Source organism: Thalassospira sp. MBR-102 (assembly GCF_040549275.1).
Lineage (GTDB): Bacteria > Pseudomonadota > Alphaproteobacteria > Rhodospirillales > Thalassospiraceae > Thalassospira > Thalassospira xiamenensis.
The window spans coordinates 236,229-262,401 of the sequence record NZ_JBEPTC010000001.1; the positions used below are offsets into that span (position 1 = coordinate 236,229).

At 56.4% G+C, this 26,173-nt stretch carries 22 protein-coding genes; 16 read left to right on the forward strand and 6 right to left on the reverse strand.

The features are described from left to right. Window positions 1-16: 16 nt before the first annotated feature. Together ABIE64_RS01140 and ABIE64_RS01145 are read left to right on the forward strand one after the other, a co-directional pair. On the forward strand, window positions 17-1,201 hold the full coding sequence (locus ABIE64_RS01140) for an efflux RND transporter periplasmic adaptor subunit (protein ID WP_354376643.1): 1,185 nt from the start codon (window positions 17-19) through the stop codon (window positions 1,199-1,201). A gap of 24 nt (window positions 1,202-1,225) precedes the next feature. Beyond that, on the forward strand, window positions 1,226-4,372 hold the full coding sequence (locus tag ABIE64_RS01145; protein ID WP_037991939.1) for an efflux RND transporter permease subunit: 3,147 nt from the start codon (window positions 1,226-1,228) through the stop codon (window positions 4,370-4,372). Between the two features lie 274 nt (window positions 4,373-4,646). On the opposite strand, the gene argE is transcribed toward ABIE64_RS01145, so the two are convergent. Next, window positions 4,647-5,834 carry an acetylornithine deacetylase gene (argE, locus tag ABIE64_RS01150; protein ID WP_354376410.1) on the reverse strand — a complete coding sequence of 396 codons (1,188 nt, stop codon included), beginning with the start codon at window positions 5,832-5,834 and terminating at the stop codon, window positions 4,647-4,649. Further along, window positions 5,831-6,598 (reverse strand): NAD kinase, encoded by a 768-nt coding sequence (locus ABIE64_RS01155; RefSeq protein ID WP_037992041.1) that lies wholly within the window; start codon window positions 6,596-6,598, stop codon window positions 5,831-5,833. Before ABIE64_RS01155 ends, argE begins: the two co-directional genes overlap by 4 nt. Before the next feature lie 314 nt (window positions 6,599-6,912). On the opposite strand from ABIE64_RS01155, the gene ABIE64_RS01160 reads away from it, so the two are divergent. The 5 genes from ABIE64_RS01160 (at window position 6,913) to ABIE64_RS01180 (ending at window position 12,878) form a co-directional block, all read left to right on the forward strand. Next, on the forward strand, window positions 6,913-7,638 hold the full coding sequence (locus ABIE64_RS01160) for a TetR family transcriptional regulator (RefSeq protein WP_110252816.1): 726 nt from the start codon (window positions 6,913-6,915) through the stop codon (window positions 7,636-7,638). A gap of 146 nt (window positions 7,639-7,784) precedes the next feature. Beyond that, entirely contained in the window at window positions 7,785-8,708 is a 924-nt protein-coding gene (locus ABIE64_RS01165) for a sulfurtransferase (protein ID WP_354376411.1), read from the forward strand. A gap of 106 nt (window positions 8,709-8,814) precedes the next feature. Beyond that, entirely contained in the window at window positions 8,815-10,023 is a 1,209-nt protein-coding gene (locus ABIE64_RS01170; RefSeq protein WP_354376412.1) for a YeeE/YedE family protein, read from the forward strand. A gap of 746 nt (window positions 10,024-10,769) precedes the next feature. Next, window positions 10,770-12,590, forward strand: coding sequence for a DEAD/DEAH box helicase (locus ABIE64_RS01175; protein ID WP_354376413.1), 1,821 nt, complete (start codon window positions 10,770-10,772; stop codon window positions 12,588-12,590). Window positions 12,591-12,668: 78 nt separating this feature from the next. Continuing rightward, window positions 12,669-12,878: a cold-shock protein gene (locus ABIE64_RS01180; RefSeq protein WP_007090722.1), complete on the forward strand. Its 210-nt coding sequence runs from the start codon at window positions 12,669-12,671 to the stop codon at window positions 12,876-12,878. An 88-nt stretch (window positions 12,879-12,966) separates the two neighbouring features. Here ABIE64_RS01180 and ABIE64_RS01185 read toward each other — a convergent pair whose 3' ends face one another. Continuing rightward, the gene (locus tag ABIE64_RS01185) at window positions 12,967-13,644 is read right to left on the reverse strand and encodes a FadR/GntR family transcriptional regulator (RefSeq protein WP_354376414.1); all 678 of its coding nucleotides are present in this window, start codon (window positions 13,642-13,644) and stop codon (window positions 12,967-12,969) included. A 204-nt stretch (window positions 13,645-13,848) separates the two neighbouring features. Here ABIE64_RS01185 and ABIE64_RS01190 point away from each other — a divergent pair, with 204 nt between their 5' ends. The 6 genes from ABIE64_RS01190 (at window position 13,849) to ABIE64_RS01215 (ending at window position 18,607) form a co-directional block, all read left to right on the forward strand. After that, complete coding sequence (locus tag ABIE64_RS01190) at window positions 13,849-14,631, forward strand: transporter substrate-binding domain-containing protein (RefSeq protein WP_354376415.1); 783 nt, start codon at window positions 13,849-13,851, stop codon at window positions 14,629-14,631. A gap of 52 nt (window positions 14,632-14,683) precedes the next feature. After that, window positions 14,684-15,355: an amino acid ABC transporter permease gene (locus ABIE64_RS01195; RefSeq protein WP_037991958.1), complete on the forward strand. Its 672-nt coding sequence runs from the start codon at window positions 14,684-14,686 to the stop codon at window positions 15,353-15,355. Beyond that, window positions 15,348-16,001: an amino acid ABC transporter permease gene (locus tag ABIE64_RS01200; RefSeq protein WP_007090726.1), complete on the forward strand. Its 654-nt coding sequence runs from the start codon at window positions 15,348-15,350 to the stop codon at window positions 15,999-16,001. Before ABIE64_RS01195 ends, ABIE64_RS01200 begins: the two co-directional genes overlap by 8 nt. Continuing rightward, entirely contained in the window at window positions 15,988-16,716 is a 729-nt protein-coding gene (locus tag ABIE64_RS01205) for an amino acid ABC transporter ATP-binding protein (RefSeq protein ID WP_007090727.1), read from the forward strand. Before ABIE64_RS01200 ends, ABIE64_RS01205 begins: the two co-directional genes overlap by 14 nt. A gap of 131 nt (window positions 16,717-16,847) precedes the next feature. After that, on the forward strand, window positions 16,848-18,092 hold the full coding sequence (locus ABIE64_RS01210; protein WP_007090728.1) for an MFS transporter: 1,245 nt from the start codon (window positions 16,848-16,850) through the stop codon (window positions 18,090-18,092). 41 nt (window positions 18,093-18,133) lie between these two features. Then, window positions 18,134-18,607, forward strand: coding sequence for a YaiI/YqxD family protein (locus ABIE64_RS01215; RefSeq protein WP_007090729.1), 474 nt, complete (start codon window positions 18,134-18,136; stop codon window positions 18,605-18,607). 80 nt (window positions 18,608-18,687) lie between these two features. Here ABIE64_RS01215 and ABIE64_RS01220 read toward each other — a convergent pair whose 3' ends face one another. Continuing rightward, window positions 18,688-20,145 carry an aldehyde dehydrogenase gene (locus tag ABIE64_RS01220; RefSeq protein WP_354376416.1) on the reverse strand — a complete coding sequence of 486 codons (1,458 nt, stop codon included), beginning with the start codon at window positions 20,143-20,145 and terminating at the stop codon, window positions 18,688-18,690. A 387-nt stretch (window positions 20,146-20,532) separates the two neighbouring features. On the opposite strand from ABIE64_RS01220, the gene ABIE64_RS01225 reads away from it, so the two are divergent. Beyond that, window positions 20,533-21,507: a helix-turn-helix domain-containing protein gene (locus tag ABIE64_RS01225; protein WP_354376417.1), complete on the forward strand. Its 975-nt coding sequence runs from the start codon at window positions 20,533-20,535 to the stop codon at window positions 21,505-21,507. 135 nt (window positions 21,508-21,642) lie between these two features. Then, on the forward strand, window positions 21,643-22,476 hold the full coding sequence (locus tag ABIE64_RS01230) for a DUF3750 domain-containing protein (protein WP_354376418.1): 834 nt from the start codon (window positions 21,643-21,645) through the stop codon (window positions 22,474-22,476). Between the two features lie 76 nt (window positions 22,477-22,552). Here ABIE64_RS01230 and ABIE64_RS01235 read toward each other — a convergent pair whose 3' ends face one another. Together ABIE64_RS01235 and ABIE64_RS01240 are read right to left on the reverse strand one after the other, a co-directional pair. Further along, window positions 22,553-23,566: an NADP-dependent oxidoreductase gene (locus ABIE64_RS01235; RefSeq protein ID WP_354376419.1), complete on the reverse strand. Its 1,014-nt coding sequence runs from the start codon at window positions 23,564-23,566 to the stop codon at window positions 22,553-22,555. Between the two features lie 119 nt (window positions 23,567-23,685). Continuing rightward, a complete protein-coding gene (locus ABIE64_RS01240; protein WP_071240318.1) occupies window positions 23,686-24,195 on the reverse strand; it encodes a TspO/MBR family protein in 510 nt (169 codons plus the stop codon). Window positions 24,196-24,477: 282 nt separating this feature from the next. On the opposite strand from ABIE64_RS01240, the gene ABIE64_RS01245 reads away from it, so the two are divergent. Beyond that, window positions 24,478-26,169, forward strand: a complete 1,692-nt coding sequence (locus ABIE64_RS01245) for a methyl-accepting chemotaxis protein (RefSeq protein WP_354376420.1) — start codon at window positions 24,478-24,480, stop codon at window positions 26,167-26,169. Window positions 26,170-26,173: the final 4 nt, after the last annotated feature.

Consider the following 26,173-nt stretch of genomic DNA (forward strand, 5'->3'; position numbering starts at 1 on the left):
GAAAATCATTTTGTCGATGCGATCTTGTTTGAAACTTGCAGGCGTTGCTGTGCTTGCATTGATGGTTGCGGCCTGTGACGAGCAGAAAGAAGCGCAACAGTCGGATGCCAGCGCACAGCAGCAACCGCAGGCAACGCCGGTTGGTACCGTGACACTTGAAGCGCAGACCGTCGGTCTGATCGAGGAAATGCCGGGTCGTACCGTTGCCTTCCGCAAGGCTGCGGTGCGCCCGCAGGTCGATGGTATCATCAAGGAACGCAACTTTACCGAAGGCGCGTTTGTTGAAGCCGGTCAGCAGCTTTATATGATTGATCAGGCCGTTTACATGGCGGAACTTGACGCGGCACAGGCGGAACTTGCCAAGCAGCGCGCGACCCTTGATCAGACGACCAAAACCCGCAAGCGATACGAAAGTCTTGTGAAAACCCAGGCGGTTTCCGAGCAGACCTTTGACGATGCGATTTCGGCAGAAGCCCAGGCAAAAGCCGCGGTTGCCGCCGCGCGTGCGCAGGTCGATCAGGCGCGGATCAATGTGGAATACACCACCGTAACCGCCCCGATTTCCGGCCAGATCAGTTCGTCTGATGTGACCGAAGGTGCGCTTGTGACCGCCAACCAGACCGAAGCACTGACCTCGATCACCCAGCTTGACCCGATCTATGTCGATGTGACGCAGGCCGGTGGCCGGTTAATGAAGATCAAGCAGGCGATCCAGAACGGCCGCATTCAGGGTGTTGAAAACGGCAAGATCGAAGTTGCCCTGATCATTGATGCGACCGGTGTTGAATATCCCCATACCGGGACATTGCAGTTTTCCGACGTATCGGTGAATGAAACCACCGGAACGATCCGTCTGCGCGCGGTTTTCCCGAACCCGGATGGTGTGTTGCTGCCGGGCATGTTCGTGCGTGGACAGGTGCGTCAGGGCAAGCTTGATGGGGCCTTCCTTGTGCCGCAGAAAGCCGTGATGCGCCGCCCGGATGGCACGGCATATGTTTACACCATCGGTGACGGCAAGGTCGTTTCCAAGGATATCCAGATCGAACAGTCGCAAGGCGAGAACTGGGTCGTGACAGACGGTGTTTCGGATGGCGAACAGCTGATCGTTGATGGCATTCAGCGTATCGCACCGGGGGCGCCGGTAACGGCGCAGCCTGTCGAGAATGCTGGCCAGGGTGCCGCCCAAGGTTCAGCCCAGTAAGCTGACGATTAAGGACGATTTCTAATGGCAAAGTTTTTTATTGATCGCCCCGTCTTCGCCTGGGTTGTGGCCCTGGTGATCATGCTGGCGGGGGGGCTGTCCATTTTGCAGCTGCCGATCGAGCAATATCCGTCGATTGCGCCGCCATCGGTGCAGATCGAGGCGACCTATCCGGGTGCTTCGGCGGAAACCGTTGAAAACACGGTGACGCAGGTCATCGAACAGGAAATGAACGGGCTGGATTACCTGCGCTATATGTCGTCGAACAGTAGTGCGACGGGTAGTGCATCCATCACCCTGACCTTTGAACCCGAAGCCGATCCCGATATCGCGCAGGTGCAGGTGCAGAACAAGTTGCAGGCCGCCATGTCGCGTCTGCCAAGCGAAGTTCAGCAGCAGGGCATCACGGTTTCGAAATCAAGCGGTTCGTTCCTGATGGTGGCGGGCTTTGTGTCGGCCGATGGTTCGATGAATGCCGAAGACCTTTCGGACTTTGTGGTATCGACCATCGAAGACCCGATTGCACGTGTGAACGGTGTCGGTTCGGTTCAGGTGTTTGGTGCGCAGCATGCGATGCGCATCTGGCTCGATCCGAACAAGCTGATTTCCTATAACCTGACGGTTTCCGATGTCAGTTCGGCAATCGAAGCGCAGAACACGGAAGTCACGGCCGGTCAGATCGGCGGTGCGCCGTCGGTGCCGGGCCAGCAGATCAACGCGACGATTACGGCGCAAAGCAAGCTTACGACCGTTGACGAATTCGCCAATATTCTGCTGCGTGTGAATACGGATGGTTCGCAGGTCCGTCTGGGCGATGTGGCGCGCATCGAGATCGGTGGCGAAAGCTACGAGGTCGTTGCGCGATATAATGCACAGGCCGCTACCGGTATCGGTATCAACCTTGCGACCGGGGCCAATGCGCTTGACACCGCCGAGGCGGTGAAAGCCCGCCTTGAGGAGCTTAAACCTTTCTTCCCGCAGGGGATGGAAGTTGTTTATCCGTATGACACGACCCCGTTCGTCAAGGTTTCGATCGAGGAAGTGGTCCGGACCCTGTTTGAAGCCATCGCGCTTGTCTTCGTCGTGATGTTCGTGTTCCTGCAAAACTGGCGCGCGACCCTGATCCCGACGATTGCGGTGCCGGTGGTTCTGCTTGGTACGTTTGGCGTTCTGGCGGCGTTCGGATATTCGATCAACACGCTGACCATGTTTGGCATGGTGCTGGCGATTGGTCTTCTGGTCGATGACGCCATCGTTGTGGTCGAAAACGTCGAACGCGTGATGCATGAAGATGGCTTGCCGCCGCGTGAAGCAACGCGCAAATCCATGAGCCAGATTACCGGTGCACTTGTCGGTATTGCGCTGGTTCTGTCGGCGGTGTTTGTGCCGATGGCGTTCTTTGCCGGGTCGACCGGGGCGATTTATCGCCAGTTTTCGATCACCATTGTTTCGGCGATGGTGCTGTCGGTGATCGTGGCGATTGTCCTGACACCGGCCCTTTGCGCGACCATGCTTAAGCCGTCCAAGGGCGATCCGCATGCCAAAAAGGGTTTCTTTGGCTGGTTCAACCGCGGGTTTGATAAAACCAACAATTTCTATCAGGGCAGTGTCGGCCATGTTGTGAACCGCAAATGGCGTTACCTGTTCGTTTATGGCATTCTTGTCGGGGCTTTGGCCTTCCTGTTCGTGCGTCTGCCGGGTTCGTTCCTGCCGGAAGAGGATCAGGGGATCATGTTCTCGATGGTTCAGCTGCCAGCCGGTGCCTCGCAGGAGCGGACGGTCGAGGTTCTCAAGAAGCTCGAAAAGCACTTCATGGAAGACGAGAAGGAAGTGGTGAACGGTATCTTTACCGTGGCTGGTTTCTCGTTTGCCGGGAGTGGTCAGAATGCGGGTATCGCCTTTGTGAACCTGAAAGACTGGTCGGAACGGACATCGCCCGGTCAGTCGGTTGAGGCGGTGATCGGGCGGGCCTATGGTGCCTTTGCCCAGATCCGCGAAGCGATGGTCTTTGCCTTTGCCCCGCCTGCGATTATCGAACTGGGCACGGCGAACGGCTTTGACATGCAGTTGGTGGATCGTGGCGGTGCGGGGCACGATGCCCTGATCGCGGCACGAAACCAGTTGCTTGGCATGGCGGCACAGGATCCGCGTCTGGTCGGGGTGCGTCCGAACGGCCTGAATGATACACCACAGTTCGACATCAATATCGATCAGGAAAAGGCAAGCGCGCTGGGTGTCAGTATTGCCGACATCAACCGCACGCTGGCAACTGCCTGGGGCTCAAGCTATGTCAACGACTTCATCGAGAAGGGCCGTGTCAAGCGCGTCTATATGCAGGCAGATGCGAAATACCGCATGATGCCCGAAGATATGGATCATTGGTATGTCCGCAACAGCCACGACGAGATGGTGCCGATTTCGGCCTTCTCGACCACGCAGTGGACTTATGGCTCGCCGCGGTTGGAGCGCTTTAACGGTCTTTCGTCTGTCAATATTCAGGGGCAGGCGGCACCGGGCGTTGCATCGGGTGATGCGATGACGGCAATGCAGGAAATCGTTGCCAAGCTTCCGGGCGGCATCGGCCTTGAATGGCAGGGGCTTTCCTATGAGGAACGCGAAGCAGGCGAACAGGGCCCGGCCCTTTATGCCCTGTCGATGATCGTGGTCTTCCTGTGCCTTGCCGCACTGTATGAAAGCTGGGCCATTCCGGTTTCGGTGATGATGGTCGTGCCACTGGGCGTTTTGGGGGCCGTGATTGCAGCGCTGCTGCGCGGGCTTCCCGATGACGTTTACTTCCAGGTGGCGATCCTGACCACGATTGGTCTGTCGGCCAAGAACGCCATTCTGATCGTCGAGTTCGCGCGCGAACTTTATGATCAGGGGATGGGCCTGCTTGAGGCAACGGTCGAGGCCGCGCGCCAGCGTCTGCGTCCGATCATCATGACCTCGATGGCCTTCACGCTGGGCGTTCTGCCGCTTGCGATCAGTACCGGTGCCGGTGCGGGGGCGCGTATCGCGGTGGGGACCGGGGTGATGGGCGGCATGATTGCGGCTACGATCCTTGCGATCTTCTTCGTGCCGCTGTTCTTCGTGCTGATTGTTGGCACCTTCGCCAAAAGCCGTTCGAAACGCGGTGATGTGAAGGCCGCCCACGAACATCCGGCGGAATAAACCAAAAAGCAAAGCCGGTCTGAATTCACAGACCGGCTTTGTCGGCGCGCTCGCGACGGTTGCAGACTTGTCTGCGCAGTCCCCCGACCCCGCCGTTGCGCGTGCGTAAGAAGGGCTGGTGCATTGCACCGGCCCTTTTGTTTTGACCGTAACGCCGATGGGCGTCAAGTCGCTTGCGAAAGGCAAAGGTCATTCCGGGGCCAAGTGTTTGATAGTTTTTCAATAAAAAAGCCCCCAACGCGGGGGCTTTTACGTTTGTTTGGCAGGTGATTTGCTACTTTCGCACCAACACCGCCAAAAGCCTATCCAGGAACTTTTCACAGCGCGCGAGCTGGTCGAGTTCGATGAATTCGTCGGGTTTGTGGGCCTGTTCTATGCTGCCGGGTCCGCAGACGACGGTGGGGATATCGCCCATCGCCGAGAATACACCGGCTTCGGTGCCGAAGCTGACCTTGCCGGTGGTGTTCGCCCCGGTCAGTTCCATGACCAGTCTGGTGACTTCCTCGTCATCGCCGGTGGCAAGGCCCGGCATGTCGGAGACGACTTCGATTTCGACCCCGACATCGTCATAGGTTTCGCGCATTTGCGGGATCAGGGTGTTGTCGAGATAATCGAAAATCAGGCCTTTGAGTTCGTTGCGATCATGATTGGGAAGATTGCGGAATTCGAAATCGACATAGCAATTCTGCGGAATGATGTTGAGCTGCGTGCCACCATGGATCACGCCGCTGTGGAAGGTCGTGTGATTGGGCACGAATTCATCATCATGCGGGCCTTCATTGCGGAATTTTTGGCCAAGGCGGCGCAGGAACACCACGAATTCGGATGCGAATTCAACCGCATTGACACCTTCGCCCGGCAGCGACGAATGGCCCGACCGGCCGGTGAAATGTGCGCGGGCGGAATATTTGCCCTTGTGCTGGGTGATGACCTGCATGTTGGTGGGTTCGCCCACGATGCACATGGCGGGCTTATGGGGCAGGGCGTTGATCGCCTCGACCAGGCTTGGCACGCCAAGGCAGCCGACTTCCTCGTCATAGGTGAAGGCAAGATGGATCGGCACGCGCAGATCGGCATTTTTGAAGGTTTCTGCCTTGGCCAGCAGGCAGGCAAGGAAACCCTTCATATCGCAGGCCCCGCGGCCATAAAGTTTGTCGCCGCGGATATCGGTGGTGAACGGGTCGGATGCCCAGTTCTGGCCTTCGACCGGGACCACGTCGCTGTGGCCTGACAGGATCACGCCGCCATCGACCGCCGGGCCGATGGTGGCATACAGGTTGGCCTTGCTTCTGGTTTCGTCAAACACGACCGCGCACAGATAGCCAAGGCTTTCCAGATAGCCTTGCGCCTGTTCGATCAGGGCAAGGTTCGGGGTCAGGCTGACACTTGGATGGCTGATCAGTTTGGCAAGCCATTCAAGGGTTGCGGCAGACGGCATGGCGGTGGTGTTGGCGGCACTCATTCGACGAATTGTTCCTTAAGAATGCGTTCTTCCAGATTGTGTTCGGGATCGAACAGCAATTTGATTTTCATGTTGCTGTCTTCGCGGATGATCACGCGTGAGACATCGCGAACCTCGGTATAATCGGCCACGGCGGAAACCGGACGTTTTTGCGGATCCTGCACATCAAAAACGACTTCGGCCCCATGCGGCAGAAGCGCACCGCGCCAGCGACGCGGGCGAAACGGGCTGATCGGGGTCAGAGCCATAAGGCCGCTTCCCATCGGCAGGATCGGACCGTGGGCCGACAGGTTATAGGCCGTACTTCCGGCCGGTGTGCAGACCAGTGCGCCGTCGCAGACCAGTTCGGCCAGCCGTTCGACCCCGTCGATCTTGATGCGAAGTTTTGCCGCCTGCCGGGTTTCGCGCAGAAGCGAGACTTCGTTGATCGCAAGCGCGCACATGCTTTCGCCCTGCATGGTGTGGGCTTCCATCTGAAGCGGGTGCAGTTGCACGGTCTGGGCCTCGGCAATGCGCTCGGGCAGGTCCATTTCACGGAATTCATTCATCAGAAATCCGACCGTGCCCCGGTTCATGCCATAGATCGGCACCTTGCGCCCCATATAGCGATGCAGGGTTTCCAGCATGAAGCCATCTCCGCCAAGTGCGACAATCACATCCGCCGTTTCCGGCGAGACATGGCCATAGCGATGCTTTAACCGGTACATCGCGTCCTGGGCAATTTTGGTGTCGGCGGCGACAAAGGCGATGGAATGAATATGCATCTGCTTTCCGATCGAATGCGATCCTGTCATCGCATGCCACCATAATCGTGTCAGGGTGGCGTTGGGCGTGGTTCCGGGCGTGGTTCTGAACGTTTCCGGTTTTATTTCTGGCCGGATATGGGGGCCGTATCACCGGCCCGCAATCCCGTAATAGAGACTGGTTTACATGTAATTGCAAGGGGCTGCATCATCGCACGCGCGGGGATACTGTGCGCAAGGTCACGTTGGGTTCGATGTGCTCTCATATTGACCTTGGGGCAAAAACAGGGGAACCTTGGACAGCCTTATCGAACATGGCACAAGATATAAAAATCATGAGCAAACCGCCCTTTAGCATTACTGCCGCACTGGCCCGGATTTCCCATCCGGATGATCCGGTCGATGAGGGCACGATTGAAAATGCCATTGCCGACCATGCGCAAAATGCGCTGGCGACGACCCGACAGCCCCGCAATCCGCAGGCAACCCGCAAGCTGATCCTTGATGCGGCGTTTTATGAAATCCGCATGGCCGGGTTTGCCGGGGCATCAATCAATCAGATCCTGGAACGGACCGGCACGACCAAGGGCGCGCTTTATCATCATTTCCCCGGCAAGGCCAAACTTGCCCATGCCGTGATCGAGGAATGCCTGCCGCAATATATTGATGATGTGTGGCTGCGGCCGCTTGACGGGGCGGATGATATCCTGCCGGTGATGATGGGGCAGGTGGATTGCCTTGGTACCAAGGATGCGCCGAAACTGCTTGAAGGCGGTTGTCCGCTGGCACGGCTGGCATCGGGGGCGGCGGAACTTGATGAAAATCTGCGCAAGCGGATTGATGGGGTTTATCGATACTGGCGGCGCGGTCTGGCGCTGCATCTGGGCCATGGGCAGTTCAATAAAACCATCCGCACCGATATCGAACCGTCATCGGTGGCTGAATTCATCATTGCCGCCCTGCATGGCTTCCTGACCCGCCCGCCTGCCTTGCGCAACAGCGAAACCCATGGCGCGTTTGCGCGCGAATATGCGCGGTATCTTAATGGGTTGCGGCCCTAGCGTTTAAAGATTGCGGTGGATGCTTAATCACTAATGTTTGTCATTATAACAAAAAATAACTGTTATTATATATTAATTGACATCAGATTTATGGTGATTGTATATATTTCACAGATTTATAATTCACCATATCGGAGACAGGCCCCATGCGTTCTCTTATTCTTTCTGCCGTTGCGGCAGTGGCGATTGTCTTTGCGGGTTCTGCCGCTCAGGCCGAGCGCCTGACCGAAAAGCCGCTGGTTGATGCCGCGTGGCTTTCGGACAATCTTGATAACCCGTCTTTGGTGGTGGTCGATATCCGTTCGCTGACCAAGGCAGGCAGCCCCTATGATGCCGGGCATATTCCGGGTGCGGTTTTTGCGCCCTATGGCAAGTTCGGCTGGCGTGCCAAGGTTGGCGAGGTTGTCGGCCAGTTGCCGCCGGTTGATGTGATTTCGGCCCGGATCGGCAGCCTTGGCATTGATAATGACAAACAGGTTGTTGTCGTACCGGCCGGTCAGAATAGCTCGGATTTCGGTTCGGCGACCCGTGTTTACTGGACCTTTAAGGTGCTGGGCCATGATGCGGTGACCATCCTTGATGGCGGGCAGCGTGCCTGGGAAGCAGCCGGCAAACCGGTTTCAACCGATGCGGTCGCCCCGCAGACCTTGGCATTCAATGCCAATTTCCGCCCGGAGCTTCTGGCGACGGCCGATGATGTTGCCAAGGCGCGTGAAAATGGCGTCGCGCTGGTTGATGCGCGTCCGTCGGCACAGTTCCGCGGTGAACAGACCAGCCCCGTCGTGGCGCGTGCCGGTGCGATCCCCGGTGCGGTCAATATCGAACAGTCGGCGTTTTATGATGATCAGAAAGGCCAGTTTGTTGCATCCGATGTGATCAGCGGCCTTGTTGAAAATGCCGGTGTGTCGAAAGACGGTGATGAAATCACCTATTGCAATACCGGCCATTGGGCATCGGTTGCGTGGTTTGGCCTTTCGGAAGTGATGGGCAACAAAAACACCCGGATGTATGACGGCTCCATGACCGAATGGGCGGCTGATCCGTCGCGCGACGTGGTCGTTCCGGAATAATTCGGAAATACGGCGTAACACCCCTATAATACACGATGTTTTGACGGAACCGGGTTGCCCGGTTCCGTTCGTTTTCAGGTTTCCAGTCAGATAGAGCGTCACCACCATGTCTGAAACGACCCTTAATGTCCGTGCTTCGGGCTTTAGTTTTGACAAAGGGCCCGCAGCCGTCACGGCCATCCTGTTTGTGATTGTCGCGGTGCTGATTGCGCAGGCAGTCGATATCCATCAGGCCGTGCTTTATGGCCTTGGCGGGTTGCTGGGCATTGCCCTTTATCATGCGTCATTCGGTTTTACCGGCGGCTGGCGGCGGTTTTCGGTCGAAAAGCGCGGCCGCGCGATGCGGGCCCAGCTTTTGATGATCGGCATTGCCGCGGCGGCGTTTATTCCCTTGCTTGCCATCGGCGCACCACTTGGCACTCCGATTGTCGGCGCGGTGGCACCGGTTGGCGTTTCGGTTCTGGTCGGCGCGTTCATGTTCGGCCTTGGCATGCAGCTTGGCGGCGGATGCGGATCGGGGACGCTGTTTACGGTTGGCGGCGGCAGTGCGCGCATGTTGCTGACGCTTGTGTTCTTTATCGTGGGGGCTGTGATCGGCACCGCACATTTGCCGATGTGGCTTGAACTGCCTTCCATGCCGCCCATGAGCCTCGGAACCGAATTTGGCATCTGGGGCGGGTTGGGCGTGACCTTTGCCGGTCTGGCTTTGGTGGCGTTGATCACGATCTGGGTTGAAAAACGCGCCCATGGTTCGATTGAAACCGCACCGGTGGCACCGCGTGCGGGCTTTGCCCGATTGCTGCATGGTCCGTGGCCATTGGTCGGGACGGGTATCCTTCTGGCCGGGCTTAATGTTGCAACGCTTCTGAGTGCGGGGCATCCGTGGTCGATCACGTTCGGGTTCGGGCTTTGGGGGGCGAAGATCGCCCAAGGTATCGGCATTCCGGTTGAAACCTGGGAATTCTGGAACTGGGCCGGTCCGGCCAAGGCGCTTTCAAATTCGGTGCTGGCGGATAATACGTCGGTGATGAATTTCGGCATCGTGATCGGGGCGGCATTGGCGGCAAGCCTCGCGGGCAAATTCGCGCCCAAAGTGAAGGTGCCGTTTGCATCCCTTCTGGCGGCGGCAGTTGGCGGGATTTTGATGGGCTACGGCGCGCGGCTGGCGTTTGGCTGCAATATCGGGGCGTTGTTTAGCGGCATCGCCTCGGGCAGCGTGCATGGCTGGCTCTGGTTTGTGATGGCCTTTGCCGGTAGCTGGATCGGTATTGCGCTGCGCCCGGTATTTGGCATGGACGGATTTAAAAAGTCATGAGCGAGAAAAATACAATCCTGTTTGGTGCGGTGTTCCTCGCGGCCAGCGGTGCGGTGGCGTTTGATCATTATCATCACACCAGCACGCCCGCCAATCCACCGGCAATATCGAACCCGGCCACCAGTCCGGCGGTCGGGTGTAATCCGTGTGCGGGTAATCCGTGCGGATCGAACCCCTGTGCTGCTAACCCTTGTGCCGCCAATCCTTGTGCGGGTTATAACCCATGTGCTGCGAATCCCTGTGCGGGTTATAATCCTTGTGCCGCAAATCCATGTGCCGCAGCGCCGTGCGGTGCCAACCCGTGTGCCGCATATAACCCGTGCGGCGCGGGAAACCCCTGTGCGGCGTTTAACCCGTGCGCAGCAGAAAATCCGTGTGCGGCATATAATCCTTGCGGGGCAGGGAGCCCTTGTTCTGCCAATTAGGAACAAGAATATTTGCAATCAAAACAAGCCCGCGCTGCTTAAGTGACGGGCTTGTTTGCAAAATAAGCGTGGCCCATGACAAACATGGTGTTTGACAAGCAGACAAAACTCTGCGCATGTTGCCCTTGTTATCTGATCGCTCCAGAAGCGTAGAGGGGACTTTATTGGCCTCGCCTGTTGAGTGATCTACCGGAAAACCGCATTGAAGGGCCCTACTACGCGGGCTTTTCCGAAAGAATATGCAAGGCGCAGAGCTGACGTAATACATTCAAGGGCCGATTCCCTTCCCTCTGCTGCCGCAATACCAAGAGATACTTTTATTTGACCCAATTTTCGGATCTCGGCCTGGCCGAGCCCGTCCTTCGCGCTCTCAAGCATGAAGGCTATGATGCGCCAACGCCGATCCAGGCACAGGCCATCCCATCTCTCCTTGAAGGCAAAGACCTTCTGGGGATCGCACAGACCGGCACTGGCAAGACTGCTGCTTTTGCACTGCCGATCTTGGACCGTCTTTCCAAAAACGAAACCCGTACCCCGGCGAAATCATGCCGTGTGCTTGTGCTGGCGCCGACGCGTGAACTGGCCGCCCAGATTGGCGACAGCTTCCGTGCCTATGGCCGCTTCATGAACACCACGGTTGCCGTTGTTGTTGGCGGGGTTGCGCATGGTCCGCAGATCAAGGCGATCACGCCGGGTGTTGACGTTCTTGTCGCAACACCGGGCCGTTTGCTTGATCACATTGATGCAGGCAAGCTGAAACTTAACAATGTTGATGTCGTCGTGCTCGACGAGGCCGACCACATGCTTGATCTTGGCTTCCTGCCGCCGATCAAACGCATTATCAAGATGCTCCCGCGTGATCGTCAGAACCTGTTCTTCTCGGCCACGATGCCGTCGCAGATCGGGCAGCTTGCCGGTGATATGCTTTCCGATCCGGTCAAGGTTTCGGTGACCCCGGTTGCCACGACCCAGGAGCGCGTCGAGCAGTCGGTCTATATGATCGAGAAAAACCGCAAGCGTCAGCTTCTGGCGGAATTGCTTGATAACCCGCTTTTCAAACGTACCCTTGTTTTCACCCGAACCAAGCGCGGGGCGGATCGTGTGGCGCGTCATCTTGAAAGCTGCAAAATCAGTGCTGCTGCGATTCATGGCAACAAAAGCCAGAATCAGCGTGAGCGTGCGCTGAATGCGTTTAAAGATGGTCAGATCGGCGTTTTGGTCGCAACCGACATTGCCGCACGCGGCATTGATGTCGATGGTGTGACCCATGTTGTGAATTTCGAACTTCCGAACGTCCCGGAAAGCTATGTGCACCGTATCGGTCGTACCGCCCGCGGTGGTGCCAGCGGTTCGGCGATTGCCTTCTGTGACGAGGAAGAACGCGGTCTTCTGCGTGATATCGAGAAAACCACCCGTCAGTCGATCCCGGTCATTGATCGTCGCGATGCCAAGGCAGCCGCCGAGCAGGACGCGATTTCGAAAGCCGAACGTGATGCCAATCCGGACCGTCGCGCCAGCAATGGCAACGGTAGCGGACGTGGTCGCAATGGTGGTGGTCGTCCGGGTGCCGGCGGTCGTAATGGTCAGGGTCGCAATGAGGCCCGTGGTCGTAATGATCGCAATGACCGGAACAATGATCGTCGTCGCACCGAAGAAACCACGCGCGATGTCGCCAGCGGATCGGAAAATTCCGGCCGTTACAAGGGCGGCATCAAAGGTGGTGCGGAGCGCAATGATCGCAATAACGAGCGTACTGATCGCGCAGCGGCCCGTCCGCAGGGGCGTGATGGTGCGCGCCGTGAAGGTCGTGACAGCCGCGATGCCCGTGATACCCGTAACGCCAATGGCGATAGCCGGGTTCGGACACCGAAAAAGGTGACTTCGAACGGGACGGGCGGCGGTGACAACCGCATTGCATCCAACCTTTCATTCCTTGGCAGCTCGGACGAGCGCCGCACAACCGGCAACGGTGCGACTGCAAATGGTAAACCGGGTCAGCCCGGCAAACCGGCAGCCCGCAATGCACGTCCGGGTCGTGCGCGCCCCGGCAAGCCAGTCGGTGGTCGTCCGGGCGCACGCCCGAATGGCGAACGCCGTTCCGAAAACAATTCCGGAAACCGCAGCAGGCGCGAAATCGCCTGAGGCAGCTTTCCAAACTGATTGGTGCATCCACGCGGGATGCGCCGTAACGCCAATCGACACTCTAAAGGAGATTTAAAGATGGCAACTGGTACCGTTAAATGGTTCAACGCAACCAAAGGCTTTGGTTTCATTCAGCCGGACGAAGGTGGAAATGACGTATTCCTGCACATCAGCGCCGTTGAACGCGCTGGTATGAACCACCCGCAGGAAGGCGACAAGATCAACTACGAACTGCGCACCGACTCACGTTCGGGCCGCGTTTCGGCTGACGATCTGACCGCTGCCTAATTCGGTTTGCCTTCGCTTGCGAAGGCGCTGATTTGCGAAACCCCCATCCGGGCAACCGGGTGGGGGTTTTGTTTTCGGGCCTGCTTTTTTATGGGCGCAGAAAGGCGATATTGGCCCGGGTCGCCGCACTTAGCACATGAAAGTGCATGGCATCGCGCGCACCCGATGGATTGCGGTCGCGTACATAGCGCAGGATCTGTTCATGTTCGCGCAACGGTGCCTTGATCGCGGCTGCATTGGCAAAGGGCAGCATCTGGTTTTCATGGATGGTCTGGGCGGCGGGAAAGATCGCAGCGGCAAATAACGGATTGCCCGATGCGGATAGCAATATTTCATGAAATTCGGTATCGGCATTGGCGGCCGTGATCAGGTCGTCAGCCTCGAACGCGGTTTGCATGTCATCAATGCTGCGTTGAAGGGCGATCAGGTGATCGCGCGTGCGGGCCTGTGCGGCAAGGCCCGCAACATAGGGCTCGATTGCAAGGCGGAACTGATAGACCTGTGCGGCCTGGCGTTTCTGATTGTCATCGCGCGGCAATCCGTCATGCGGGTCGGCGACATAGGCGCCCTTGCCAGCCTGAATCCGGATCAGTCCCATGGCTTCGAGTGTTGCCAAGGCTTCGCGCAGGCTGGCGCGGCTGATGCCAAGGGTAGCGGCCAGTTCGCGCTGGGCCGGTAAAGAGTCGCCAGGACCTAAGCCGTTGCTTTTAATCAGGTTACGAATGGCGCGCGCGGCGCGTTCCGGGGCGGTTTCAATGCGTGACATGCGTTTTCCATAACTGGTCTGACCAGTAGTGCCAAAATTTTTCCAACGCGAAAATCCAATATATTTAAGGTTTGTAGCTTTAATCAGCTTGTGATTTTTCGCAAGTGCGAAATTTACCCATGGACAATAGCATAAATTTTATGCAGTTATTTTATGCAGATTAAAAATAAGTCTAATAATCCACTTTCATACGGGTAGAGGCAAATGAACAAATTTCTGAAATCAACCATCGCCGCGATTGCCATGATTGCTGCCCCGCTGGCAGGCGTATCAGCAGGGGCATTTGATAGCATCAAGGAAGCCGGCGTTTTGAAAGTCGCCGTGCCGCAGGACTTTCCGCCGTTCGGAAGCGTTGGCACCGACATGCAGCCCAAAGGCTATGACATCGATATGGCGGCCCTGATCGCAAGCGACCTTGGTGTGAAGCTTGAACTGGTACCGGTCGCGTCCAGCAACCGCATCCCGTATCTGACCACCGGCAAGGTCGATCTGGTGATTTCCAGTCTTGGCAAAAACCCGGACCGTGAAAAGGTGATTGATTTCACCGATGCCTATGCACCGTTCTATAACGGCGTTTTTGGCCCGGCTGATATCGACGTCAAGAGTGCCGAAGACCTTGCGGGGCATTCGGTTGGTGTGACGCGCGGCGCGATTGAAGATCTGGAGCTGACCAAGATTGCCCCGGCGGATCTGGAAATCAAACGGTATGAGGATAATAACGGCACGATTTCGGCCTTCCTTTCAGGCCAGGTTGACCTGATTGCGACCGGCAATGTCACGGCGGCCGCCATCATCGAACGCAACCCGCCGCGCAAGCCGGAGCCGAAATTCCTGATCAAAAACTCCCCTTGCTATGTGGGGTTGAACAAGGATGAGGATGCATTCAAAGCCAAGGTCAACGAGATCATCGCGGCGTCGATTGCCGATGGCCGTTTGAATGCGATTGCCGAAAAGTGGCTTGGCATTCCGCTGCCGCAAAAGCTCTGATCCTGACTTGATTGACTGATGGCTTCACCCCTGACCGGATTGCTTGGTTTCAATGGCTTATGAATTCGATTTCGGTGCAATTGTCCCGCATTGGCAATTGCTGCTTGACGGGGTTGTCCTGACAACCGAACTGACAATCATCGGGGCTGTGGTTGGCGTCAGTCTGGGGACTTTGGGGGCGTGGGCGCGCGCATCGCGTGCCCCCGTCATCAGCCAGATCGTCGGCATATATGTGGAACTGATCCGCAATACGCCGTTTCTGGTGCAGTTGTTCTTTATCTTTTTCGGTCTTCCGGCGCTTGGCGTGAAGCTAAGTGAATTTCAGGCTGCGGTTCTGGCAATGATCGTCAATCTTGGGGCCTATTCGACCGAAATCATCCGGGCGGGTATCCTTGCGATCCCCAAGGGGCAGATCGAGGCCGCCCAAAGCCTTGCGATGAACCGGGTGCAGATTTTCCGCTATGTCATTATCCGTCCGGCGCTCAAGAAAATCTGGCCGGCATTATCAAGCCAGATCGTGATTGTCATGTTGGGGTCGTCGGTCTGTTCGCAGATCGCGGCCGAGGAGCTGACCTTTGCGGCGAACTATATCCAGGCCGTCAATTTCCGTGCCTTCGAGGTCTATTTCGTGGCGACCGCGCTTTATCTGGTGATGTCGGTACTGCTGCGCTGGGGTTTGAAGATATTTGGCAACTTCCTGTTTGAACGGCGCAGTCATGTCTGAATTCAGCCTTTGGGATATTGTTTATAATCTGCTGCTGGCCGCACGCTGGACGGTGTTGCTGTCACTTACCGCCTTTGTGCTGGGCGGGATTGTCGGGCTTTTGCTTTTGATGGTTCGGACCGCCGGTAATCCGTGGGCGATGCGACTGGTGCGCGGCTATGTCGAACTGTTTCAGGGCACGCCGCTTTTGATGCAGCTATTCATCGTGTTCTTCGGTCTGCCGCTGATCGGGATTGATGTGTCGCCCTGGATCGCGGCGATGTTGGGGTTAACGCTGTTTACCAGTGCGTTTCTGACCGAAATCTGGCGGGGGTGCGTTGAATCCATCGGGCTTGGCCAATGGGAAGCATCGGCAAGCCTTGGCATGAATTTCCGCCAGCAGATGCGCTATATCATTCTGCCGCAGGCGCTTCGTATTGCGGTGCCGCCGACGGTCGGTTTTTCGGTGCAGGTGGTCAAGGGGACGGCGGTTGCGTCGATCATTGGTTTTGTCGAACTGACCAAGGCCGGAACCATGATCACCAACGCGACCTATGCGCCCTTTACGGTCTATGGCTGTGTGGCCGTCATGTATTTCCTGATCTGTTTCCCGCTTTCGCTTTATGCCCGCCATCTGGAAGGAAAACTTCGTCATGTCGCTCGTTGAACTGCACGCTATCCACAAAAGCTTTGGCGAGCTTGAAGTCCTTAAAGGCATTGATCTTAAGATCGAGGAAGGGCAGGTGATTGCCCTGATCGGGAAAAGCGGGTCGGGCAAAAGCACGCTTTTGCGCACTATCAACGGCCTTGAAACCATCAATGACGGGACGATCATGGTGGCGGGCAAGAAGGTTGGTGACCGCGATACGGATGTGCTCACGCTTCGGCTTAACGTTGGCATGGTGTTTCAGCAGTTCAATCTGTTCCCGCACTACACCGCACTTGAAAACGTCATGCTGTCGCCGCAGGTCGTGAAAAAACAGTCAAAGGCCGAGGCGAAAGAAGTGGCCGAGGAAATGCTGGCCAAGGTCGGGCTTGCCGACAAGATGATGCATTACCCCGATCAGCTTTCAGGGGGGCAGCAGCAGCGCGTGGCGATTGCGCGTGCCCTTGCTATGAAGCCACGTGTATTGCTGTGTGACGAGGTGACATCGGCCCTTGACCCCGAACTGGTGAACGAGGTTCTGGCTGTCGTGCGCCAGCTTGCCGAGGAGGGCATGACATTGGTGATGGTGACGCATGAAATGCGTTTCGCGCGCGAGGTGTGCGATAAACTGGTGTTTATGCATCAGGGCCGCATTCATGAAAGTGGTGCCCCCGAAGACGTTTTTGCCAATCCGAAAACCCCGGAACTTGCCAGCTTTGTTGGTGGGTTGGCGTGATCGCAGCCTGACAGGCTTTGATGGTTTTGTGACATCCTGATCGCGGGACGCGGAAAAAATTTCACTCTTTTTAGTTGAAACGCTAGAACGGTTCTTTGATATCGCCACCCGATAACAAGGACATCAGTGAAATGCGCGACGGGGTTACAGGACCGGATAGTCCCAATGAACAGCCTGCCATGAATGCCATGCTGGCACGGCTTGATCGATATCCGTTGCTGGTTCTTGCACTGGTGCTGATCGGGGCGTTTGCAACAAGCTGTGTTGCTCCCCTGACCGGGCTTTATATTGTTGAAGGACTGGGCGAACCGCCCTGGAAAACCAGCCTTGTTGCGATTGTGCAGGTTTGCGTCACGCTTTTGACCAACCGGGCATACGGGCGCGCGATTGACCGCGGTGTGCCGATCCGTTTCCTTGTGATCCCGAGTGTTACCTGCTTTGCCGCGGGTATGCTGTTGCTGGGTACTTTTCAGGTTTATTGGGTGTATCTGGCGATTGTGTCGGTGTTGCTGGGTGTCGGGTCCGGGGTTTTGTCGGTTGTCTATTCGTTTGGACGGCTCTTTGCCGAGCAGACCGGGCGCAATATCGCCAAATTCAACGGATTCCTGCGGATGCAGACATCGCTTGGCTGGATGGTCGGACCTGCGGTGTCGCTGACGGTTTTCGGGGCATATGGCTTTGCCGTGACCTATTACGCGATTGCGGCATTGGCGGTGATCTGGTTTGGCGTCTGTTTGATGGTTGTGCCTGCTGCGTTTCGGACCCACCATCCCGGAATGCTTGATCCCAATGCAAAGATTCCGTTCAATCGCGGGCTTTTGGTTGCCTGTATTCCGGTGTTCTTGCTGGGTTCCGGGAATGTGGTTTTTGTGTCGGCCATGCCGCTTTATTTCTCGACCGAGCTTGGTTTGATGCCGTCTGCAGCCGGTCTTGAGCTGACCGTTAAATGCTTTGTCGAAGTGGTGGTGATTTATTACTGCGCATCAATCATTCGCAAGGTCGGCGAACGCAAGGGCATGGTGATTGCAGCGATCCTTGCCATCATCTTCTTTGGGGCAATCCACAGTGCCGACAGTCTGGCCGATGTTCTTGTTCTGTCGGTGCTTGACGGGCTTTATTACGGCATCTTCGCAGGGATCAGCATGACGTTTGTTCAAAACTTTGCCCCCGAGCAGCCCGGTGTCGCGACCAGCTATTATATGAGTTCGCTTTTTGTTGGGGGACTGGTCGGCAATCTTTTGACCGGGCTTGTGGCCAGTGCATTTGATTTCCGCACGACAACACTTTTTGCCTGTGGCCTTGCGGCGATTGGCTGTTTTGTTTTGGTGTTGATGCGCGAAGCAAAGCATTCAGAGCGGACAATAGGGACAGCGTGAAGATGGCTTGACTTTCATCGTGTCCCGGCGATGATCGCGCCATGTCAGAACAAACCCAAAATACGCGCCCGCGTTTGTTTGTCGATGCCGATGCCTGCCCGGTGAAGGCGGAATGCGAACGTGTGGCCGAACGCCATCGTCTGGAAATGATCATGGTGTCAAACGGCGGTATTCGCCCGTCGCGCAATCCGTTGGTCCAGATCGTGATTGTGCCGCCGGAACCCGATGCCGCCGACGACTGGATTGCCGAAAATGCGGTTAGAAACGATGTAATCGTAACCAACGATATTCCGCTGGCATCGCGGGGGCTTGAAATCGGGGCGCGCGTGTTGCGACCCAATGGTCAGGAATTTACCGAGGCGAATATCGGCAATGCGCTGGCGGGGCGTGAAATTGCCGCCCATATGCGCGAAGTCACCGGGGAGCAGGGCCGCAATGCGGGCTTTACCCAGAAGGACCGGTCGCGGTTTTCCAATATGCTGGAAGTCACGATACAGGCCGCCCTACGCGGTTAAGCGCAAGGCGGCCTGCCACAGGTCCCGGCCGATCATCTGAGGGAGTGCGACCGGGCTTCCCCCTGCGGAATGTGATATTCCTAGAACGGATAGTGGCGTTTGCCGCTTTGGATCGTGATCCAGCGCATTTCGGTGAATTCATCAATTGATGCCTGCGATCCGAAGCGGCCATAGCCGCTGGCTTTCACCCCGCCAAACGGCATCTGGGCTTCGTCCTGAACGGTCGGGCTGTTGATGTGGCAGATGCCGCTTTCGATCCGTTTGGCGACTTCCATCGCACGCGGGATGTTGGTCGAAAAGACGGCCGATGACAGGCCATATTCGCTGTCATTGGCGATGCGAACCGCTTCGTCTTCGTTCCCGGCACGGATAACGACACAGACCGGGCCAAAGCTTTCCTCGGCATAAATCCGCATGGCGGGTGTGACGTGATCCAGAAGGGTCGCATCCATCAGAACGCCATCGCGCGCCTTGCCGGAACCGGCGACCAGTTTTGCGCCCTTGGAAACCGCGTCTTCGACCAGCTCTTCGATCCGGTTGACGGCTTCGACATTCACGACACCGCCCAGAATATGTTCGGCCTTTGCCGGGTCGCCAGCGGTCAGCGTTTTGGCCTTGGCGGCCAGTTTGGCAACGAAATCATCGGCAACCGCATTGTCAACGATCAGGCGTTCGGTCGACATGCAAATCTGGCCCTGATTCATATAGGCCCCGAATGCGGCACCATTGACCGCCTCGTCAATATCGGCATCGTCAAGCACAAGGAAAGGCGCCTTGCCACCCAGTTCAAGCAGAACCGGTTTAAGATGTTCGGCCCCCAGTTTGGCGATGATGCGGCCAACCCGGGTGGAGCCGGTAAAGTTGATGCGGCGCACCGCCGGATGGGCGATCAGGGTTTCGACGATTTCCGGGGCGTTTTCGGGGGCGTTGGTCACGACATTGATGACACCGGCCGGGGCGCCTGCCTCGACCAAGCATTGCCCGATCAGGCGATGCAGGGCGGGGCACAGTTCGGATGCCTTGAGCACCACGGTGTTGCCACAGGCAAGCGGCATGGCAATCGCGCGCGTGCCAAGGATGACTGGCGCATTCCATGGCGCAATGCCCAGAACCACGCCAACCGGTTGGCGAATGCCCATGGCCATCAGGCCCGGCGTGTCGGACGGGATCAGGTCGCCCTGAATCTGGGTTGTCATTGCACCGGCTTCGCGCAGCATATTGGCCGCAAGATGGGCGTTGAAACCGCCCCACATGCGCGTACTGCCGGTTTCTTCAAGGACGAGGCGACCAAACTCGTCGCCTTTGGCTTCCATGATGTCGGCGGCTTTGAGCAAAATCTTGCGCCGTGCGCCCGGACCCATTTTTGACCATTCCGGGAATGCGGCGGCGGCGGCATCGGCGGCCTTGCGCGCATCGGCGGGGCTGGCGGCAGCAGCAGAGGTTGCGACCTTGCCGGTGACCGGGTTCTTGCGTTCGAATGTCCGGTTGCTGGTGGCATTCACGGCTTCGTTGTTGATCAATAGCTTGGCATCGTTCACGACGTTTCTCCTGATTTCTTCTTTATGTTCTTCTGTGCGGCGGCGAAAGGCAGCTTTGCGCCGGGCAAGACCCGGAAAGGTCTTTGGGCAGTGATTCCGGTTTTCCCGCTTTGGCGTTACCTCAGGAAGATGGATACAGAAAATCTGTTATCTACTTTGATGTTCAAAGTAAAAATGTGACGTATCCTCCTGTCCGTTTACTCGCATGTGCAAAATAACGGAAACGCATTGTTCAATATGTCTTGTTGTTATTGGCGGTTGCTTTGACCGCAATATTAGTAAGCGCTGTAAGCGTTCCGATGTAAAGATGGTCAAATTGACATTTTAAGACGAAAAATTGTACTATTTTACATATAACCATTTGGAATGTTTCAGGATCAAAAAGGCATGGTTTCGCCGGTGATTGCAAAAAATCAACGCCCGGAAGCGTTTGGCATCCAACCGTTCGGTGATCCGGTGCCGGTCACGACACAGGCAGTGATGTACCGTTTTGATCATGCATTGTCGTCCCAGGACTGGGTGATGAATGACCGGGCGCGTCGGGACCGGTGCCATGCGGTTTTGATGCTGTCGGGGCGGGCGCATATCCGGTTGCGTCAGGGCACGATTGACTGTCATGCCCCGGCATTTGTGTGGTTGCCGCTTGGCGAAACGCAGGCGATATCCGTCAATGCCGGGGCGGATGGATATCTGTTATCGGCGGCGGACGATCTGGTGGCGCGCCATTGCGGGGGCAGTTCAACCGGCACAAGTGTGCCGCCAGTGCCGGGCGGGGGGCTGCCGTTACGGTTTGCCGCCGATACGGTTCATAACGTCACCCCGGCGGAGGGCAGCAATAATCTGGCGTTACTTGCGCGCAGCTTTGATGCGATCCGGGCGGAGCTTATGCAAAATGCGCTTGGCGCAGGGATCGTGGTTGGGGCGCATCTTCAGATCATCCTGACGATGGTTTTGCGACTGGCCAAAGGGATGATCGAACAGCGCGATAAACATCGCCCCGGATCGATCACGTTTCAGCGGTTTTTGCAGACGCTAGAGCTTCATTTTCGCGAACATTGGAACATTGCCGATTATGCCACGGCCCTTGGCGTCAGCGAGAGGCGGTTGGGGTCGGCGGTGATGCGGGCGACCGGAAAGCCGCCCCTGACACTCGTGCATGAGCGGGTCATTCGCGAAGCCTGCATGCGGCTGGAACAAAGTCCGCTGGCGGTCGCGCAGATCGCCTATGGGCTTGGTTTTCGTGATCCGGCCTATTTCAGCCGGTTTTTCAAACGTTACATGGGCGAGGCGCCCGGCGCTTATCGCCGCCTGCGCCGGGCCGAGGAACGGGCGCGCGACCATACCTTTGCCGCGTGGCCATAAGGGGGGCGCAAGGCAATTGTCGCAAAGCCTCACCGTTTTTTGATGCTGCTTTGCAAACCAATTGCCATTTTTTGATCTTATTTGTCGTTTCACATCGTAACATTAATGAAACGTGACATCTGACAGGATTGATTGGTGAGAAAAGGCAGAAATTTCATTCTGGGCCTTCTGGCGATGCTTGTGCTGCCGTTTGGCATCAGCCTTGCACAGGACCCTCCCGCCGAAAAGGCCGAAAAACGCCAGACATGGCGTAATGCGCCGCGACATTCATCGGGCGTTGCCGCCGATCCGGTGGCGAATGCCGATATTGCGATTGTGCAGGTCATGGCGGCCCATACCTATGGCTGGCGTGGTTATTTCGCGGTTCATCCGTGGATTATCTATAAGCGGGCCGGTGAAACCAGTTACACGCGATATGACGTTGTTGGCTGGGGCGGGGGCAATGTCGTGCGCAAGAATTATGCATTGCCAGATGGGTTGTGGTTTGGGTCTGAACCACAAATTCTTGCCGATCATCGCGGCGAGGGTGTGGATGATCTGATCGATCAGATCGAAACCGCGATCAAGGATTATCCCTATCCGGATCAGTATCGCAGCTATCCGGGGCCAAACAGCAATACCTTTGTCGCCCATATCGGGCGCAGCGTGCCCGACCTTGATCTTGATATGCCAGCCAATGCGATTGGCAAGGATTTCCGTGCGATCACCGATCCTGTCGGATTGTCATCCAGTGGTCAGGGTATTCAGGCCAATCTTTTGGGGCTGCTTGGTTTTTCCATCGGTCTTGAAGAAGGGATCGAGTTGAACCTGCTGGGTCTTAACCTTGGCATTGATTTCAATCGCCCGGCACTGCGTCTGCCGTCTGTCGGGAGGTTGGGGATGGATAATGTTGCCCCGGTTGGTGATGTTGAGCCGGTGAAAGCAGCTGAAGCAGCAGATGCAGGCGGTGCCGGAACGCCTGCGTATTGATTTCATCCACCCTACGATAAAGCCCCGCTCATTTTGATTTGGCGGGGCTTTGTTTTTTTAGGGCTTCTATGGCGGATCAATCGGCGAGTTTAACCAGCATCTTGCCGGTATTCTTACCCTTGAACAGATCGATAAAGGCCTCGGGGGCGTTTTCCAGTCCTTTGATCACGGTTTCACGGCTTTTGAGCTGCCCGCTTCGGACCAGATCAGCCCCTTCGCGTACGAAATCGGGGTAACTGCCCCAATGGTCGCTAACGATGAAGCCTTCCATCTTCGCGCGTTGTGTCGTTAACCTGAACAGGTTGCGTGGGCCGGGTTGCGGGGATTTGTCATTATAGTTTGAAATCATGCCGCATACGGCAATCCGTCCGCCAGTATTGATATGATCAAGGGCGGCCTCAAGATGCGCGCCGCCGACATTTTCATAATAAACATCAATGCCCTGCGGGGCGACTTCGCCAAGGCTTCCTGAAAGGTCGTCGGTATCGCGGTAATTTATTACCGCATCAACGTTCAATTCAGTGCGCAGCCATTTTGCCTTGTCCCTATCACCGGTCGATCCGATAACCCGGCATCCCTTGGCTTTGGCGAGTTGGCAAACCACAGATCCAACCGCCCCGGCGGCGGCGGAAACAAAGACGGTATCGCCCGCCTTGCAATTGGCGATCCGGTTCAACCCCACCCAGGCCGTCATGCCGGGCATACCAAGCACACCCAGAAACTTTTCGGGTGGAATATCAGGCATATCGGGGATGGGATGCAGGTAATCACGTTCAAGCAGTGCATGGCTGCGCCAGCCGGTCATCGAGGTAACAAGCGACCCTTCGGCAAAGCGTGGGTCGCGGCTTTGCATGACCCGGCCAATCGCGTGGCCTTCAAGCGGGGCATTCAGTTCGAACGGCGGGATATAGCTTTTGCGTTTGGTCATGCGACCGCGCATATAGGGATCGACCGACATCCAGATATTTTCAATCAGGACTTCCCCGTCAAGCGGATTTGGCAGGACGCTGTCTCTTACCGCGAAGTCTTCCGTGGTGGGAACGCCATCGGGGTAATGCAAAAGGTGGATTTCCTTTGCTGCAATGCTCATCTGGGCCTCCTTGGTCGGTTTTACGCACGCTAAGATGTGCCCGACGTAGGATTCCTACCGTCATTTCGCAATGGCGGATTTCGGTCGAATTTCAAAAGCCCTCTGATTTCAGGAGTGTTTCAGGGGTTAAGAAAATAAATCGATCCGTTGAGCAATGTAGCGAAGCCAACCCACAATGCATAGGGTACCAGAAGCATCCCCGCCAGCCGATCAATCCGCCAGAACATCGCGCAATTAATGATGATCAGGATCAGAAGCGGGATGATATCGACCAGCCCGAGAAATGGTGACTGCGCCCCGAAAAATAGAAACGACCACAAAAGGTTCAGGGTCAGTTGGGCGGCGTAGATGGCAAAGGGGCCCTTTGCCCCGTAAATCCCGCGTTTAAGCCAGACGCGCCAGCCGCTAAAGGCGATCAGGAAATAAATCAGGCTCCATGCCGGACCAAACAGCCAGTTTGGCGGATTGAAAAACGGCTTTTCCAGTGTCGGATACCAGTCATGGACGCTGGTTGCCGTGACGGCCCCGCCTGCTGCCGAGATGATCAGACACAGCACCATGAATGCAATCAGCGCAAAAACGCGCGTGCGGTGATTGGGGTTAAAGATGGTGCCGGTTTGATTGGTCATGGTTTTATCCCTGTTTGCCATTGGACATCCAATAGATCGGACCAGAAGGCTTATCCGCAAGGGGAGGGAGTCCACGCGGGTATGAAGTCACAATAAATATAGCCGCATAAGTGATTAGTATCACAGCTGAAACATGTCTGGATATTGTATGCGCTTGCTATAATCTGATTGTTCCCACTGCCGGAAATGTAAAATACGGTGCGCTGGTGGTGGGATACTTGAAAAGAACAAAACGTTGCCAACATGTTAGCAACGACTAGGCACTGGCTTATGGGGATGGAAATGTTCAATCTGAATTCAATGAAGATCGGCACGCGAATGCTGATCATCGTCGCGGGGGCGATCCTTGCGGCACTGCTGGTTGGGGCGTTCGGTCTGACCGAATTGCGCAGCAATATGCTTGAAGATCGTAAGGCAAAAACCAAAAATCTGGTTGAATCAACAATCAGCCTGATTGGGCATTTCCATGCAATGGAACAGTCCGGCGAAATGACCACCGAACAGGCGCAAAATGCGGCCAAGGCGGCGGTGGCGGCCCTTCGGTATGATGAAACCAACTATTTCTTTGTGTTTGATTACACGCCGGTGGTTCTGATCCATGACATCAAGAAGGATCTTGTTGGCAAGAATCTGAGTGATGCGGTTGATGGATCGGGTAAACACCATTATCGCGAATTCGCCCGTGTGGCCAAAGAAGACGGCCAGGGCTTTGTCGATTATACCTATCAGGTGCCAAAGTCTGACAAGCTCCGTCCGAAGCTCTCCTTCGTCAAGGCGTTCAAGCCGTGGGGCTGGGTTGTTGCCACAGGGATCTACATTGATGACGTAAATGCCGTCTTCATGCAGAGCATGCTGGTGATGGGACTGGTGGCATTGGCGGTCTTGTGTGCGGTTGTCGGTGTTTCGCTGATGATCAGCCGGGGCATTACCCGTCCGCTTTATGCCATTTCGGAAAACATGCTGCGTCTGTCGCAGGGCGATCACAAGATCGACGTCAAATATACCGATCAGAAAAGCGAGATCGGCGATCTGGCCCGCGCCATGGATATCTTCAAATCGAAAACAATCGAAATGGAAGAAATGCGCGAAGCGCGTGAAGAGCAGGAGCGTGTTGCCGAGGAAGAAAAACGCGCCGCACTTCGCAAAATGGCCGACAGTTTCGAGGCTAGCGTCGGGCAGGTGGTTGCACAGGTTATTCAGGCATCGGGTAACATGCAGCATTCCGCCAATGCGATGACTGATACCTCTAAACAGGTTGGTCAGCGTTCGACCATTGTTTCCGCAGCTTCGCAGGAAATGTCGAGCAACGTGGAAACCGTTGCATCGGCAGCCGAGGAATTGAGTGCCTCGATTGCGGAAATCAGCAATCAGGTCGCGCAATCATCTTCCATTGCCAATGGTGCGGTTCGCACATCCGAAGACACCCACCAGAAGATCGAACTGCTGGCCGAAGCGGCAAACCAGATTGGCGAGGTCGTTTCGCTGATTACCGATATTGCCGAACAGACCAACCTTCTGGCGCTTAATGCCACGATCGAGGCGGCGCGAGCCGGTGATGCCGGCAAAGGCTTTGCCGTGGTGGCCAACGAGGTCAAAAACCTTGCCAACCAGACCGCACGCGCAACCGAGGATATCCGATCCCAGGTCGGTGATATTCAGGTTGCGACATCCAACGCGGTAACGGCCATTGCCGAGATTGCCGAAACCATCCGCCGTCTTGACGGTGCGACAACCACGATTGCAGCAGCCGTTGAAGAACAGGGTGCGGCAACCCAGGAAATCGCACGCAATGTCGAGCAGGCCGCACACGGCACCCGTGATGTTTCGGAAAACATCACGGGCGTTTCGTCGGCCGCGGATGATGCCGAAAAACTTTCGAACGAGGTGCTTGGCCTTGCCGAAGGTCTTGGGCGTCAGGCGGCGGTTCTGAACGATGCCGTCGAAGCCTTCCTGGCCGAGGTTCGCAGCGCCTAAGCGG

Excerpts from the sequence above, each read along its gene's own strand:
- ABIE64_RS01205 (WP_007090727.1), top strand. The coding sequence starts at position 15,988 with ATGTCGCTCGTTGAACTGCACGCTATCCACAAAAGCTTTGGCGAGCTT.
- ABIE64_RS01235 (WP_354376419.1), bottom strand. The coding sequence starts at position 23,566 with ATGAGCATTGCAGCAAAGGAAATCCACCTTTTGCATTACCCCGATGGC.
- ABIE64_RS01185 (WP_354376414.1), bottom strand. The coding sequence starts at position 13,644 with ATGTCACGCATTGAAACCGCCCCGGAACGCGCCGCGCGCGCCATTCGT.
- ABIE64_RS01145 (WP_037991939.1), top strand. The coding sequence starts at position 1,226 with ATGGCAAAGTTTTTTATTGATCGCCCCGTCTTCGCCTGGGTTGTGGCC.
- ABIE64_RS01195 (WP_037991958.1), top strand. The coding sequence starts at position 14,684 with ATGGCTTATGAATTCGATTTCGGTGCAATTGTCCCGCATTGGCAATTG.
- ABIE64_RS01200 (WP_007090726.1), top strand. The coding sequence starts at position 15,348 with ATGTCTGAATTCAGCCTTTGGGATATTGTTTATAATCTGCTGCTGGCC.
- ABIE64_RS01160 (WP_110252816.1), top strand. The coding sequence starts at position 6,913 with ATGAGCAAACCGCCCTTTAGCATTACTGCCGCACTGGCCCGGATTTCC.
- ABIE64_RS01170 (WP_354376412.1), top strand. The coding sequence starts at position 8,815 with ATGTCTGAAACGACCCTTAATGTCCGTGCTTCGGGCTTTAGTTTTGAC.
- ABIE64_RS01140 (WP_354376643.1), top strand. The coding sequence starts at position 17 with ATGCGATCTTGTTTGAAACTTGCAGGCGTTGCTGTGCTTGCATTGATG.
- ABIE64_RS01210 (WP_007090728.1), top strand. The coding sequence starts at position 16,848 with ATGCGCGACGGGGTTACAGGACCGGATAGTCCCAATGAACAGCCTGCC.
- ABIE64_RS01215 (WP_007090729.1), top strand. The coding sequence starts at position 18,134 with ATGTCAGAACAAACCCAAAATACGCGCCCGCGTTTGTTTGTCGATGCC.
- argE (WP_354376410.1), bottom strand. The coding sequence starts at position 5,834 with ATGAGTGCCGCCAACACCACCGCCATGCCGTCTGCCGCAACCCTTGAA.
- ABIE64_RS01155 (WP_037992041.1), bottom strand. The coding sequence starts at position 6,598 with ATGCATATTCATTCCATCGCCTTTGTCGCCGCCGACACCAAAATTGCC.
- ABIE64_RS01225 (WP_354376417.1), top strand. The coding sequence starts at position 20,533 with ATGGTTTCGCCGGTGATTGCAAAAAATCAACGCCCGGAAGCGTTTGGC.
- ABIE64_RS01190 (WP_354376415.1), top strand. The coding sequence starts at position 13,849 with ATGAACAAATTTCTGAAATCAACCATCGCCGCGATTGCCATGATTGCT.
- ABIE64_RS01180 (WP_007090722.1), top strand. The coding sequence starts at position 12,669 with ATGGCAACTGGTACCGTTAAATGGTTCAACGCAACCAAAGGCTTTGGT.
- ABIE64_RS01240 (WP_071240318.1), bottom strand. The coding sequence starts at position 24,195 with ATGACCAATCAAACCGGCACCATCTTTAACCCCAATCACCGCACGCGC.
- ABIE64_RS01245 (WP_354376420.1), top strand. The coding sequence starts at position 24,478 with ATGTTCAATCTGAATTCAATGAAGATCGGCACGCGAATGCTGATCATC.
- ABIE64_RS01165 (WP_354376411.1), top strand. The coding sequence starts at position 7,785 with ATGCGTTCTCTTATTCTTTCTGCCGTTGCGGCAGTGGCGATTGTCTTT.